Origin of the sequence: Pasteurella pantherarum, assembly GCF_049670885.1 — a bacterium.
Taxonomy (GTDB): domain Bacteria; phylum Pseudomonadota; class Gammaproteobacteria; order Enterobacterales; family Pasteurellaceae; genus Pasteurella.
Map to the genome: position 1 here is coordinate 1 of NZ_CP187173.1, position 13,716 is coordinate 13,716.

Annotated in this window: 18 protein-coding genes; 7 read left to right on the forward strand and 11 right to left on the reverse strand. The window is 37.8% G+C overall.

Annotated features, from left to right (window positions below):
• The 3 genes from dnaA to recF are packed head-to-tail and all read left to right on the forward strand — an operon-like array spanning nt 1 to nt 3,566.
• Complete coding sequence (gene dnaA, locus ACPEEM_RS00005; RefSeq protein WP_424402330.1) at nt 1–1,359, forward strand: chromosomal replication initiator protein DnaA; 1,359 nt, start codon at nt 1–3, stop codon at nt 1,357–1,359.
• Nucleotides 1,360–1,372: 13 nt separating this feature from the next.
• A complete protein-coding gene (gene dnaN / locus ACPEEM_RS00010; protein ID WP_424402331.1) occupies nt 1,373–2,473 on the forward strand; it encodes a DNA polymerase III subunit beta in 1,101 nt (366 codons plus the stop codon).
• Between the two features lie 16 nt (nt 2,474–2,489).
• A complete protein-coding gene (gene recF / locus ACPEEM_RS00015; RefSeq protein ID WP_424402332.1) occupies nt 2,490–3,566 on the forward strand; it encodes a DNA replication/repair protein RecF in 1,077 nt (358 codons plus the stop codon).
• Nucleotides 3,567–3,573: 7 nt separating this feature from the next.
• Here recF and ACPEEM_RS00020 read toward each other — a convergent pair whose 3' ends face one another.
• The 6 genes from ACPEEM_RS00020 to coaBC all read right to left on the reverse strand — a co-directional run bounded on the left by ACPEEM_RS00020 (nt 3,574) and on the right by coaBC (nt 7,668).
• On the reverse strand, nt 3,574–4,329 hold the full coding sequence (locus ACPEEM_RS00020; RefSeq protein WP_424402333.1) for a methyltransferase domain-containing protein: 756 nt from the start codon (nt 4,327–4,329) through the stop codon (nt 3,574–3,576).
• A gap of 141 nt (nt 4,330–4,470) precedes the next feature.
• Complete coding sequence (gene crp / locus ACPEEM_RS00025) at nt 4,471–5,112, reverse strand: cAMP-activated global transcriptional regulator CRP (RefSeq protein ID WP_424402334.1); 642 nt, start codon at nt 5,110–5,112, stop codon at nt 4,471–4,473.
• Between the two features lie 39 nt (nt 5,113–5,151).
• Entirely contained in the window at nt 5,152–5,370 is a 219-nt protein-coding gene (locus ACPEEM_RS00030) for a YheU family protein (protein ID WP_424402335.1), read from the reverse strand.
• Nucleotides 5,371–5,391: 21 nt separating this feature from the next.
• Entirely contained in the window at nt 5,392–5,991 is a 600-nt protein-coding gene (gene slmA / locus ACPEEM_RS00035) for a nucleoid occlusion factor SlmA (RefSeq protein ID WP_424402336.1), read from the reverse strand.
• 3 nt (nt 5,992–5,994) lie between these two features.
• Nucleotides 5,995–6,450: a dUTP diphosphatase gene (gene dut / locus ACPEEM_RS00040; RefSeq protein WP_424402337.1), complete on the reverse strand. Its 456-nt coding sequence runs from the start codon at nt 6,448–6,450 to the stop codon at nt 5,995–5,997.
• Nucleotides 6,451–6,465: 15 nt separating this feature from the next.
• Nucleotides 6,466–7,668 carry a bifunctional phosphopantothenoylcysteine decarboxylase/phosphopantothenate--cysteine ligase CoaBC gene (gene coaBC, locus ACPEEM_RS00045; RefSeq protein WP_424402338.1) on the reverse strand — a complete coding sequence of 401 codons (1,203 nt, stop codon included), beginning with the start codon at nt 7,666–7,668 and terminating at the stop codon, nt 6,466–6,468.
• 176 nt (nt 7,669–7,844) lie between these two features.
• On the opposite strand from coaBC, the gene radC reads away from it, so the two are divergent.
• From radC to mutM, 4 genes are all read left to right on the forward strand, one after another.
• A complete protein-coding gene (gene radC / locus ACPEEM_RS00050; protein ID WP_424402339.1) occupies nt 7,845–8,510 on the forward strand; it encodes a RadC family protein in 666 nt (221 codons plus the stop codon).
• A 232-nt stretch (nt 8,511–8,742) separates the two neighbouring features.
• Nucleotides 8,743–8,979: a 50S ribosomal protein L28 gene (gene rpmB, locus ACPEEM_RS00055; RefSeq protein WP_005717521.1), complete on the forward strand. Its 237-nt coding sequence runs from the start codon at nt 8,743–8,745 to the stop codon at nt 8,977–8,979.
• Nucleotides 8,980–8,990: 11 nt separating this feature from the next.
• A complete protein-coding gene (rpmG, locus tag ACPEEM_RS00060) occupies nt 8,991–9,161 on the forward strand; it encodes a 50S ribosomal protein L33 (protein ID WP_005733905.1) in 171 nt (56 codons plus the stop codon).
• Between the two features lie 67 nt (nt 9,162–9,228).
• Nucleotides 9,229–10,041, forward strand: a complete 813-nt coding sequence (mutM, locus tag ACPEEM_RS00065) for a bifunctional DNA-formamidopyrimidine glycosylase/DNA-(apurinic or apyrimidinic site) lyase (RefSeq protein ID WP_424402340.1) — start codon at nt 9,229–9,231, stop codon at nt 10,039–10,041.
• A 1-nt stretch (nt 10,042) separates the two neighbouring features.
• Here mutM and ACPEEM_RS00070 read toward each other — a convergent pair whose 3' ends face one another.
• From ACPEEM_RS00070 to ACPEEM_RS00090, 5 genes are all read right to left on the reverse strand, one after another.
• Nucleotides 10,043–11,077: a glycosyltransferase family 9 protein gene (locus ACPEEM_RS00070; RefSeq protein WP_424405329.1), complete on the reverse strand. Its 1,035-nt coding sequence runs from the start codon at nt 11,075–11,077 to the stop codon at nt 10,043–10,045.
• Nucleotides 11,070–11,750 (reverse strand): glycosyltransferase family 25 protein, encoded by a 681-nt coding sequence (locus ACPEEM_RS00075; protein WP_424405331.1) that lies wholly within the window; start codon nt 11,748–11,750, stop codon nt 11,070–11,072. Before ACPEEM_RS00075 ends, ACPEEM_RS00070 begins: the two co-directional genes overlap by 8 nt.
• Before the next feature lie 10 nt (nt 11,751–11,760).
• Complete coding sequence (locus ACPEEM_RS00080; protein WP_424405333.1) at nt 11,761–12,057, reverse strand: hypothetical protein; 297 nt, start codon at nt 12,055–12,057, stop codon at nt 11,761–11,763.
• Nucleotides 12,058–12,211: 154 nt separating this feature from the next.
• Complete coding sequence (locus ACPEEM_RS00085) at nt 12,212–12,556, reverse strand: glycosyltransferase family 25 protein (RefSeq protein ID WP_424405335.1); 345 nt, start codon at nt 12,554–12,556, stop codon at nt 12,212–12,214.
• Nucleotides 12,557–12,562: 6 nt separating this feature from the next.
• Nucleotides 12,563–13,711, reverse strand: a complete 1,149-nt coding sequence (locus ACPEEM_RS00090; RefSeq protein ID WP_424405337.1) for a glycosyltransferase family 4 protein — start codon at nt 13,709–13,711, stop codon at nt 12,563–12,565.
• Between the last annotated feature and the right edge of the window lie 5 nt (nt 13,712–13,716).

Here is a 13,716-nt window from a genome sequence, read left to right on the forward strand (position 1 = left end):
ATGAAACCAGACCCGTCTTCTCTTTGGCAAGAATGCCTGTTACAGCTTCAAGACCAAATTTCATTAACCGATTTTAGCACTTGGTTGCGTCCGCTTCAGGCAGATATGAGCATACCAAATAGCCTTGTATTGTATGCTTCGAATGTCTTTATTAAACAAAAAGTCGATGAAAGCTATTTGGCACAATTAACCAAAGTGGCACAAGAATTAAGTGAGAATACTGATCTTGTGGTGCAGGTGAAAGTGGGGGTAAAACCAGAAGAAAAACCCGCTCAAACGAATCCCGCACAAACAGCGGAAAATCCTAAAACAGAGAATAAACCGCAAATGGTGATTCGTTCTTATTTAAACCCCAATCACGTTTTTGAAAATTTTGTGGAAGGTAAATCCAACCAATTAGCACGTGCTGTGGCACAAAAAGTGGCAGAAAAACCCGGTGAACAAAGTTCAAATCCGCTTTTCCTTTATGGAGGGACTGGATTAGGCAAAACCCATTTATTGCATGCGATCGGAAATGGGATCCTAGCACGTAATGGAAATGCACGAGTGCTGTATATTCATGCCAATAATTTCATGCAACAAATGGTGAATGCGATGCGTGATAATAAAATGGATGAGTTTAAAAAATTCTATCGTTCCTTAGATGCCTTGTTGGTGGATGATATTCAATTTTTCGCCGAAAAAGAAAAAACACAAGAAGAGTTTTTCCATATTTTCAACAGCCTTTTTGATACGGGTCGTCAGATTATTTTAACTTCGGATCGTTATCCCAAAGAAATCGAGAGGCTTGAAGAACGTTTAAAATCCCGTTTTGGTTGGGGGTTGACCACAGCGATTGAACCACCAGAACTTGAAACACGCGTGGCAATTTTATTAAAGAAGGCGGAAGAAAAAAATATTCATTTACCAGAAGAAGTAGCTTTTTTCATCGGGCAAAAATTGCGAACCAATGTGCGAGAGTTGGAAGGGGCATTAAACCGTGTGGGTGCCAATGCAGAGTTTATGGGTGCACCGATCACCATTGATTTTGTTCGTGAAGCTTTAAAAGATACCTTGGCATTACAAGATAAATTAATCACCGTTGAAAATATTCAAAAAACCGTGGCGGAATATTACCGCATTAAAGTGTCTGATTTAAAAGGGAAAAGTCGTTCACGTTCGATTGCTCGCCCAAGACAACTTGCCATGGCGTTATCAAAAGAGCTCACAAACCGCAGTTTGCCTGAAATTGGTAAAAACTTTGGTGATAAAGATCATACAACCGTATTACATGCTTGCCGTAAAATTGCAGAGCTTCGAGAGCAAGAACATTCTTTGCAAGAAGATTGGTCAAATTTAATCCGTACGCTTTCTGTGTAAAAAGGGGAAAAATATGCAGTTTATTGTTTCAAGAGAAAATTTACTCAAACCATTGCAACAAGTGTGCGGTGTGTTAAGTAGTCGTCCCAATATTCCTGTATTAAATAATGTCTTATTACAGATTAATGGCGATCGCCTCGTGATGACAGGGACAGATTTAGAAGTAGAATTATCTACCCAAACCGCATTACTGCGTACTGATATTCAAGGCAATTTCACCATTCCTGCCAAAAAGTTTTTGGATATTTGCCGCAGTTTACCAGAACAAGCTGAAATTTCAGTGAGTTTTGAAGAAGATCGAGCCATTGTCAAATCAGGGCGTAGTAAGTTTAATCTATCAACCTTGCCTGCGGAAGAATACCCAAATTTAACAGATTGGTCATCGGAAGTGGATTTTACCATTGAGCAAAGCACTTTACGCCGTTTGATTGAAGCCACTCAATTTTCGATGGCAAACCAAGATGCACGTTATTTCCTCAACGGTATGAAATTTGAAACAGAAGGGAATTTGTTGCGTACGGTGGCGACCGATGGTCACCGTCTAGCGGTGTGTACCATTGCATTAGAACAAGATTTACAAACCCATTCTGTGATTTTGCCACGTAAAGGGGTGCTTGAATTAGTGCGTTTACTTGAGAATACCGACACGCCTGCACGTTTACAAATTGGCACTAATAATTTGCGTATTGAGTTGGGCAATATTATTTTCACCTCAAAACTTATTGATGGACGTTTTCCTGATTATCGTCGTGTTTTACCACGTAATGCGACCCGTCTTGTGGAAGCTGAATGGGATGTTTTAAAACAAGCTTTTGTGCGAGCAGCCATTTTATCGAACGAGCGTTTCCGTAGTGTACGCTTACAATTAAGTGAAAACCAATTAAAAATTACCGCAACCAATCCAGAACAAGAAGTGGCAGAAGAAATTATTGATGTGGCTTATGTGGGAGAAGAAATGGAAGTCGGGTTTAATGTGAGCTACATTTTAGATGTGTTGAATGCATTAAAATGCCAACGGGTGCGTATGCGTTTAACTGACTCTACCTCAAGTTGCTTAATTGAAGACTGTGAAGACGCCAGTGCAGAATATGTGATTATGCCAATGCGTTTGTAATTTTTCTGCATAATGTATGGCAATTTCCCGTTTACTTATCGAAAATTTTCGTAATTTAACAGCCGTGGATCTTGAGTTTGATCGCGGCTTTAACTTTTTGGTTGGCAATAATGGCAGTGGAAAAACCAGTTTATTAGAAGCAATTTTTTATCTCGGTCATGGGCGATCGTTTAAAAGTGCGGTCAGTAATCGCATAATTTCTTATGACCAACCTCATTTCATTTTGCACGCCAAAATTCAGGAACAATCTCATCACTGGTCGGTAGGTTTACAAAAATTACGGCAAGGTAACTCATTAGTGAAAATTAATGGTGAAGATGGCAATAAAATCTCTGACCTTGCTCATTTGCTTCCGATGCAATTGATTACCCCCGAGGGACTCACCTTGTTAAATGGTGGGCCGAGTTACCGTCGAGCCTTTTTAGATTGGGGATTATTCCATCATCACCCTCATTTTCATTTAGCTTGGGTCAATTTAAATCGCTTGTTAAAACAGCGTAATGCGGCATTACAACAGGCAAAGCATTATGCGGAATTAGCCATTTGGGATCAGGAGCTAGTTAAACTTGCCCAGCAAGTCAGTGATTGGCGAGCAGAATATGCTCAAGCCTTGCAACCTGAAATTGAACATACTTGCCGTTTATTTTTACCTGAAGTCGAGATTCATGTCAGTTTTCATCAAGGCTGGGATAAAGATCGTGATTATGCCGAATTACTTGCTAGCCATTTTGAAAGGGATCGTGCCATTGGATATACGGTTTCAGGACCACAAAAAGCCGATTTCCGTTTTAAAACTCATGGCTTACCTGTGGAAGATGTGCTGTCTCGTGGTCAGTTGAAATTATTAATGTGTGCCTTGCGTCTTGCTCAAGGTGAGCATTTGATGAAGCAAAAACAACGTCATTGTCTTTTTTTGATTGATGATTTTGCTTCAGAGTTGGATCAGAATAAGCGAGCCTTGTTAGCAGAACGTTTAAAACAAAGTGGCTCGCAAGTCTTTGTGACCGCCATTACTGAAACGGAGCTAAAACAAATGCAACCTGAACAACACCGCACTTTTTCAGTGGAACAAGGTGGCATTTCTCTCACATAATGGTGCATTATTTCTGGCTACATACCGCAATAAAATGCAATTTATGTTGCGGATCATTAAAGGTTTTAAACATTTTCATAAACTGTTCTCGGTTTTCACTCTTCAGGGCATTTATCATAATTTTTAAGGTCCCCATTATCCCTTCATCATAAATTAAGCCCTTGGGTGAGAGCAATGTCATGTTGCCAGAATAGGTTTCCACATTACGAAAACCACAATCGTGAAAAAGTTGTTTCCAGTCTGCTTTACAAAGCGGGGTCACCGTCATTTTTATTGCTTCTCGAAGTGCGGCTAAAATAGGCTCATGCTCTTCGCCGACTAACATCACATCATGAGTGAGTAAAAAACCACCTGGCTTAAGCACCCGCCAATATTCACGAATGGCTTTTTGCTTGGCTTCATTGGGCAGCATGGTCAGCATGGCTTCATTGATGACAATATCAAAATGATGATCTTCAAAAGGGAGTTTCATGGCATTGGCACGTTGCACATGAATAAGGTCTTGTAAGCCGTGATTCAGAATATTTTCTTTCGCCCGTTCTAAGGCGTCTTCGTCTAAGTCCACGCCTTCAATGTGGCAACCATACTTGGTGGCAAGCTCAATAGCGGTGGTGCCCATATTGCAAGCCACTTCTAGCACTTGTGAATTTTGCTGAAAATCCCCATTGGCGATCAACCATTCTGTGGCTTTGCGACCACCAGGACGTAAACGTGTTTTTCCTAAACGTGCTAAAAAATTGTGGCCAACATCATCTTTGCTCATAGTTTACCCCTTCCTGTTATCTGTGATTTTCCTTTAGCTTATCACTTCCAGAGTAAAATAAGAATGAGAATTATCTCCCGAAAAAGGAATAAAAAAATGCGTTCAAAACTGACCGCACTTTTCTCGAAAGAGAATCAGGGATTATCTTGTGCCATAGACCACGATAGTTTTACCGTGAGCAGAGATTAAATGTTGATCTTCTAACATTTTGAGGATTCGACCTACGGTTTCACGAGAGCAGCCGACCATTTGTCCAATTTCCTGACGGGTAATTTTAATTTGCATACCGTCGGGGTGAGTCATTGCTTCTGGCATTTTGGCAAGATTTAATAGCGTTTGGGCAATACGACCTGTGACATCTAAGAAAGCAAGGTTACTCACTTGTCTTGAGGTGTTTTGTAAGCGACGAGCTAATTGTGCAGAAAGATGCATCAAGACTTCAGGATTCACTTGAATTAATTGACGGAATTTTTTATAAGAAATTTCAGCAATCTCACACGGGCTTTTCGCTTTGATCCAAGCGGAACGAAGTTGACCTTCTTCAAATAGACCCGCTTCACCAAAAAAATCCCCTTGGCTTAAATAAGTTAGGATCATTTCTTTGCCATCTTCATCTTTGACTAATACCGCCACAGACCCTTTGATTAAATAGTACAGGGTTTCTGCTTTTTCACCCGCATGAATTAACGTGCTTTTGGCAGGGTGTTTGTGAATGTGACAGTGAGATAAAAACCATTCCAACGTAGGATCAATGGTTTGTGTTGTTTGCATTTGCTCTTGCATGGAATGCCTCCATAATTACGCTTTTCCGACAAAGTAGAATTATTTAAAAAAGTCCGTTTTGTCTTTAATATCAATTGATTCGTGCAGTTCTGACCAAACTATCACGACGCTTCCTTCTTGGATTTTAGTGAGTAAATTTTGTTTTTTTTGTTCTAATGAAAGTTCTTCATCTCCATAATCAGTGCCTTCACGTAGGATAAAACTTTCGATAATATTCTCTAATGTTTCTTGGTTTAATTCTTGCCAAGGAATGTGCATATTCTCACCTATATTGACTAATTATGCAAATAAGGTTTCGAGTAAACGCCATTGTTGCTCGAAGCCTTGATTGGGGGCATGACGAAAGTTAGCACGGACATAACGCATAAATTGCCCTTCACACAAGCTCACAAGATGAGAGGCAAGAATACGCTCATCATACGCAAAAGCACGCCCTTCTCTTAACTTACGCATTTGTAAAATATTCACAAATTGCAATTCTAAGCGATCAAAAAATTGTGCCACTCTGGCTTGGAGTTGCGGTTCTTCAAACATTAAGGCATGCCCCGTGAGAATGCGTGTTAACCCAGGATTTTTACGGGCAAAATCTAAAATCATTTGCATGATATTATGCACTCTTGCCATGGTGTTGGTTTCATTTTTCACCGATTGTGTGATACGGCTAAATAAATGACTTTCGATATTATCAATTAACGCCTCAAACATCTTTGTTTTACTTGGATAATAGCGATAGAGTGCCGCTTCCGATACCCCAACTTCTTCAGCAATACGTGCGGTGGTCATGCGTTCCATTCCTCGTTCGGAATGGAGCATATGCGTCAGCACAGTAAGCACTTGCTGACGACGTTCTTTGAGGCTACGTTTTACTGGTTTTTGCATAGTTTAGTTTTTACCTGAATGTCCAAATCCACCTTCGCCACGTTCCGTTTGTTCAAACTCACTGACAATATTAAATTCAGCTTGCACCACAGGCACAAAAACCAATTGGGCAATACGATCACCCACTTCCACCTTAAAAGGTGCCGAACCTCGGTTCCACATGGACACCATTAACGGCCCTTGATAATCCGAATCAATCAAACCGACCAAATTCCCCAAGACAATCCCATGTTTATGCCCTAATCCAGAACGAGGCAGAATCACCGCTGCAAGCTGAGGATCGGCAATATAAATTGACAATCCTGTTGGAATCAATTTGGTTTCACCTGGTTGTAATTCTATGCTTTCTTCAAGGCAAGCTCGCAAATCTAATCCAGCCGATCCTGAAGTAGCATAAGCTGGGAGAGGAAATTGTTGACCAATACGTGGATCGAGAATTTTGACATCAATTTTTTTCATTATTTTTCCTATTGTTTAAGATTGGCGATAACGCACGATAATTTGATTGACTAATTGTTTTGCTAATGTTTTTTTATTTTCTAGGGCAAGTTTCATCTCGCCACCTTGCCAGAATAAATGTAGGCTATTTTGATCTTGCCCAAACCCTTGTCCGCCAGATACGTCATTTGCACAAATCATATCCAGTTTTTTACGCTGTAATTTATCCAAGGCATATTGCTCAACATCCTGTGTTTCAGCGGCAAAGCCAACGGTAAAAGGGCGTTGGTGCAGTAAATGCCCAACCTCTGCGATGATGTCAGGATTCTTGACCAATCTTAGGCTGATTTCATCACCTGATTTTTTGATTTTTTGCGTGGCAACTTCTGCGACTCGGTAATCTGCAACTGCTGCACAGCCAATAAATATTTGATTTTCCACCGCACTTTTGAGTGCCTGTTGGTGCATATCTTGTGCCGATAACACATTAATACGTTGCACATTCTTCGGCGTGGCTAAATTCACAGGGCCTGAAATTAAAGTAACACTTGCCCCACGTTCGGCAAAGGCTTCGGCAATAGCAAATCCCATTTTGCCCGAGCTGTGATTACTGAGGTAACGGACGGGATCAATCGCTTCTTGCGTAGGACCCGCCGTTATTGCCACTTTTAATCCCACCAAATCTTGCGTGCTCTGGAATATGTCACAAAGTGCGGTATAAATTTCACTCGGTTCTGACATCCGCCCAACGCCCACATCACCACAAGCTTGCTCACCAGCATTAGGTCCCACAACATGATAGCCTCTTGCAGAAAGTGCGGTCAGATTTTGTTGGGTTATTGCTTGAGCAAACATTTGCTGATTCATCGCAGGGGCGAGTAACAGGGGGGCTGAGGTGGCAAGGCATAAGGTAGAAAGTAAATCATTTGCCATGCCGACGGTTAAACGAGCGAGAAAATCTGCACTGGCTGGGGCAATCACAACCGCATCTGCCCATTTGGCTAACGAAATGTGCCCCATGGCAAGCTCGGCTTGCGGATCTAACAAGGAGCTGGAAACCGCATTGCCTGAAATGGCTTGCAAGGTGAGTGGTGTCACAAATTCAGCTGCCGCAGGTGTGAGTACAACACGGACTTCAGCATGACTTTTGCGTAATAAACGAATAAGTTCAATGGATTTATAGGCGGCAATCCCACCTGTGATACCAACAATAATGCGTTTTTTTTGAAGCGTTTGCATGGAGAATCCTTACGCTGAAATTTTGTACAAAACAATTAAAAGATCTATTTTACTTTAATTTTAGAGAAGAAAGAATGGTATTTTTGCGATCCGCTTTCCAAAAGCAAGGATCAAACCTTGGCAAGAGAACAAGAGTTTGTTTAACTCCCTCAATTCCCCCTGAAAGAGGATTGATTATGCAAAGTACCCCCCCTTTAATGCCACGAGAAAAACTCCTTAAATTTGGTGCCAATACCTTAACAGACAGTGAATTAGTCGCTATTTTTCTACGAACAGGCATCAAAAATTGTCCAGTGATGCAACTTTCCAAACACGTGTTAGAACATTTCGGATCATTAAGAGGATTACTTTCTGCCAGCCAACAAAGCTTTTGCCAAATGAAAGGCATTGGCATCACACAATTTATTCAATTACAAGCTTGCATTGAAATGACAAAACGTTATTTACAAGAAGAATTGTTTTTTCAACAAGTTTTTAGCGATTCTCACGATGTAAAATTCTATTTACAAGCGGCATTGCAACATAAAGAACGAGAAGTGTTTATGGTGCTTTTTTTGGATAACCAACACCGTCTAATTAAACAAGAAGAAATGTTTTTAGGCACCGTCAATGCGGCAACGGTACACCCAAGAGAAATCATCAAAAGTGCCTTATATTGTAATGCAGCCGCCTTGATTCTGGCACATAATCACCCCTCGGGTATTGCCACACCCAGTGAGGCAGATAAATTGATCACCCAAAAGATCCAAACCGTTGCCGAACTGGTGGAAATTCGTATTTTGGATCATTTTATTATTGGAAAAGGGTGTTATACCTCTTTTGCGGAAGCGGGATTGCTTTAAAATATCCCATGACAATCCGTCATTATTGTGCAAAATATTTGCATTTATTTGGTGAAATCTTGCATTTAGTCTTGAGAATAAAACGTAAAGTGAGTATAATTCACCACCTTTAATATAGTATGCGGGTCGGTTACAGCGACCTGACGAGGTAGCTATCAAAATAGCAATTCGCTTAATTTTGAAGTATCCGAACCCTAAGCTCGAGCTTATATTTGATTTATTGGAGATTAATATGTCTAGAGTCTGTCAAGTAACAGGCAAGCGTCCAGCAGTTGGTAACAACCGCTCACACGCAATGAATGCGACTAAACGTCGTTTCCTACCAAACCTTCACACTCACCGTTTCTGGGTTGAGAGCGAAAAACGTTTCGTAACTTTACGCTTAACAGCGAAAGGTATGCGTATTATTGATAAAAAAGGCATTGATGCAGTTTTAGCTGATATCCGTGCTCGTGGCGAGAAAATCTAAGGAGCTAAAACATGGCAGCTAAAGGACCTCGTGAGAAAATCAAATTAGTTTCAACAGCAGAAACTGGTCATTTTTACACAACAACAAAAAACAAACGTAATATGCCTGAAAAAATGGAAATCAAAAAATACGATCCAGTAGTGCGTAAACACGTTGTTTATAAAGAAGCTAAAATCAAATAATTTTAGTTCAATTTCAAAAAGCCCGACATTGTTCGGGTTTTTTTATCACAGAAATTTGAGGATCCCCATGCCAGAATTGCCTGAAGTTGAAACCACCAAAAATGGGATTGCCCCCTACCTTGATGGCTTTATCATCGAAAAAATCCTTGTTCGTCAGCCTAAATTACGTTGGCTGGTGAGTGAGGAACTTGCAAAGATCACCCATCAAAAAGTGATCAGCTTAAGCCGTCGAGCAAAATATTTAATTATTCAGCTTGAAACGGGGTATATCATCGGGCATTTAGGCATGTCGGGGTCGCTTCGTGTGGTGGAAAAAACTGATCAAATTGATAAACATGATCATCTTGATATGGTCATCAATAACGGCAAAATCGTCCGTTATAACGACCCACGTCGCTTTGGTGCTTGGTTATGGACAGAAAATTTAGATGAATTTCATCTTTTTCTCAAATTAGGTCCTGAACCCCTTTCAGATGCATTTAATGCCGACTATCTCTGGCACAAAAGTCGCAAAAAACAGACCGCACTTAAGACCTTCCTAATGGATAATGCCGTGGTTGTTGGTGTGGGCAATATTTACGCAAACGAAACTTTGTTTCTTTGTGGCTTACACCCGCAAAAAACAGCAGGCAGTTTGACTAAAACACAATGTCGCCAATTAGTGGAACAAATCAAACAAGTGCTTGCCACGGCAATACAACAAGGTGGCACCACACTAAAAGACTTCCTTCAACCAGACGGACGCCCTGGCTATTTCGCCCAAGCATTATTAGTTTATGGCAATAAAGACAAACCTTGCCCAACATGCGGAACAAGCATTGAAAGTGTTGTGATAGGGCAACGAAACAGTTTCTATTGCCCGAAATGTCAGAAAAAATAGGTTATTTCACCAACCAAGCAGGATCGATTTGTTCTGGTGAAAGCTCATTAATATTTTCTTTATAAAAAAGAATGTGCGTATCCGCCTGGCTTTTAGGTTGCCAATGTGTAAACGCAATAGGATCTTCTTTATAAATCCCAATAATCGGTTTATTAAAACCTGAAGCAATATGTACCGTTGAGGTATCTGTTGAAATTAATTGATCACAATGGCGAATCAATTCAATGGTATGAAAGATTTTCGTGGTGTGATGAACAAAAATATTCTCATAATTGGCGGAAAGCTGATGTAATTTTTCACTCACTTCAGGATAGCTTAATAAAACGCATTTTTTTCCACCAGTCATTTTCGTGAGATAAGCTAAATATCGCTTAATGTTTTCATCATTCACTTTCTTAATTCTTGCGGCACCATAAAAATTAATCGCAATATAATGTTCTAACTTATTTTCTTGCAAAAATTCAGCAATTTCGATCGCACTTTCAGACTCAAACGGCACATCGTAAGTCATATCTTGAACGGGAATATTGGCTTTTGCTAAAGCCAATTGATAGAGCTCAGAAAAGTGAAACTCACCCTCTAAATTAATATTAAACAAGCCATAATCGGATTTTTGATAACCAATATAATTGCGAGCATCAATCAAACGGAGAAGTAAAAGATCTCGGTTACGAATCATAATGGTAGGATCAATCACCAGATCATAGCGTTCTTTTCGAATGCGTAAGCCACATCGGATATAATCCAAAATACTTTTCTTTTTAACATAGTAAAGCTCATCAATATATTGATTTTGCTGGAAAAGATAAGCATTTTTTTGTGTACAAATCACCCCAATTTTAATTTTAGGATCGTATTTTTTAATCTCCCGAAAGACAAAGGAACTCACCACATAATCCCCGATTTTCCCGTCTTGGCGGAGGAAGAGGATTTTATTAATTGCGTACAAATCTTGTAACTTACAAGTTTTTGTATCAAGGAGGATCTTTCCTAAAGCTAATCGAAAATTTCTTAATAGGCTTTTTATATTACTCATAACGGTTTTCAATTTGATCAATTTCAGATATGACATCACCAAAAACGCATGCAGGTTCAACACCGTAAGCATGAATGCCCGTTAATTGTAATGAGCCTGTTAGAAAATCAGAGGGCATTCTTACTGGATAAGCATGCTTAAGAAGTTTTTTTGCTCCTTGCTGTGTAATTAAATAGGCTGTCGTTCTAATGATAGTACGTTTTGAGTCTTTTGATGGCGATCTGTATCTAGCCAAGCGATATCTTTCGGGTAGGCTACGCATAAAAGGGTAGACTTTCGCTTTGCCATGATCAAAAAAGATTATTTCCCTTCTTTGTGGCACTTTTTTTAATACGGAAGCTAAAATTTCTTCAAAATAGAGAGAAACGATAGCATCATCTTCCAAAATAATAGCCTGTTCGATGTTATTTTGAACAATATACTCATAAACGTTGATATGGCTCATAGCACAGCCAATTTCTCCCAAAGTGAGGGCTTTTCTTGCATTGTATGTTTTAGGATAAAACTCAAAATCAATCTCTTTTAATTGTTCTTCAGTGAGATCTTTTCCATAAACTGCATCAAAAAACTCAAACTTCAGGTTTAATCCTGATAGTCGCTGACTGATTACTGCTCTCCGAGGAGAGTTTTTTAAACTAATAATGAATATAGGAGGAATCCTAACAGTCTTCATTTGATTATCCTTATTTAATAAATTTTAATTCATGTAAAAAAGATAACTTAATTTTTTTGTATGTGCGATAAAAAGGTCTTTTAATTTCTCTTAATATTCTAATAAATAAATTTCTTGATTTTTTGTCTTTAATTACAGGGTAATTTTTAGATCGTTCGTATTCTAATGTGCTAGGTAATATATTATTTTCTTTATTTAATATGAAATCTTGAATACATATCGAAGGAACTACTTGTAATATATTAAACTCTTTTCTATTTAATAATTTTTCAAATATTATAATATCTATTGGAGCTAAGTCTGACATGTTTCTAATTTCATTGATGATTTTTTTATAGCATCATTTTTTATGATATATCCAGCAGATCCTAAATGTTTTGATTTTAGGGTGTATAGATTTAATCCTTTTACAATATTTATTTTTTTATTTTTATATATTGATATATAATCTAAAGATTTTTCTAGTTTATAATATCATATTGAATATTTTTATCTTTTATTTTATTGAAGAATATTTCTGTTTCTTTAGATAAGTAAATGTCATCTTCAAATATCATTGCATATTTTAGATTTAAATTTAAAATTTTATGCCAAAGAGATATATGACTAAATAAACATGCGAGCTCACCTTTTGTGAGCTTTGTATTTTTAATATCTATTTCGTATTTTATAGAAAGATCATCTATTTCTGATGGCGTTATAGCATCGAAAAAATGAAAATCTATTCCTTTTTTCTTAAATTCATTTGAGATATGTTCTCGCCTATTGGCATTATCTTTAGATAGACTAATAACAAAAGTTTCCATATTATATTAACCTTCATTAATTGTTTTATTTATGATTTCTTTTATATTTTTTATAAAGTCAGGAATATTATGTAAATCTTTAATATATTTTATCCCTTGCAGTGCCAAATCTTTTCGATGTTCGTCATTTTCCATTAATGCTTTTACTGCGTTGACATATTTATCAACATGCTCAAAGCCATTACCTAATACCGTGCCAACATGGATACCAAATTTTGATGTTAAGTCTTCTGGATTTTGGTTACTTACAAGCAATGTTCCATAAGAAAGAGCCTCCAAAAAAGATACGGGTAATGCTTCGTGAATAGAAGTATTGATTAAAATTTTAGCATCTTTTAAGTATTGATTTTTTTCTTCTCCATCAACATGACCAGGAAAATGTAAATTAGGAATATTTTTATATTTCTCCATAATTTTTGAATTTCTTTCTACATCACTAAATGTTTGTCCTAACATATAGAAATTATATTCTGGGCATTTTTTGGCAATTTCACAAAAGAGCCAGCCTCTCTTAACTGATTCAATTCTACCTAAGAAGATAATATTATTTTTCTTAGGATAGGTTGCAATATCAAAAGTATGGTCTATTTCTATTGGATTAGGCAAATATTCTATTTCCACGTCATCATTTAAACGATAAAGTTCTTTTGCTTTATCATTTAAGAAATATCCCTGTGATATAAATTTAATCCTATTTTGTTTATAGAGGTTATGAATATAGTCATAGAGTTTTTGATCGTAATAATTAGGTTCTGGGAATAGTTCAACTGTTTCTATTTCTTCCCAATCACTTAATGGTCTTGGATCTTGAATCCAAAAAATAAGTTTTTTAGATAAATCAGGTTCATACAGAAGTGGTAATTCAAAAGTTATTTCAATACTTAAATAAACATCATAATTTTGTGATTTAAGCCATTTCTTAGCAAACCATGGTTTCTTTGGGATTTCATATACATTTATTCCATCAACAATATGTTTTTTAGCAAACATTCCAAAATTTTTTGATGTTGTTTTTAGTAAAACATCAACTTGTATATCATCATTTTGTAAATATTTGGCTACTAGCCTTCTTGCAAGGAAACCATATCCCCCGTACGCTGTACCAACAGCACCAAAATATTCGTTTATTAAAATAGCAACTTTTATCTTACTCATTTTTT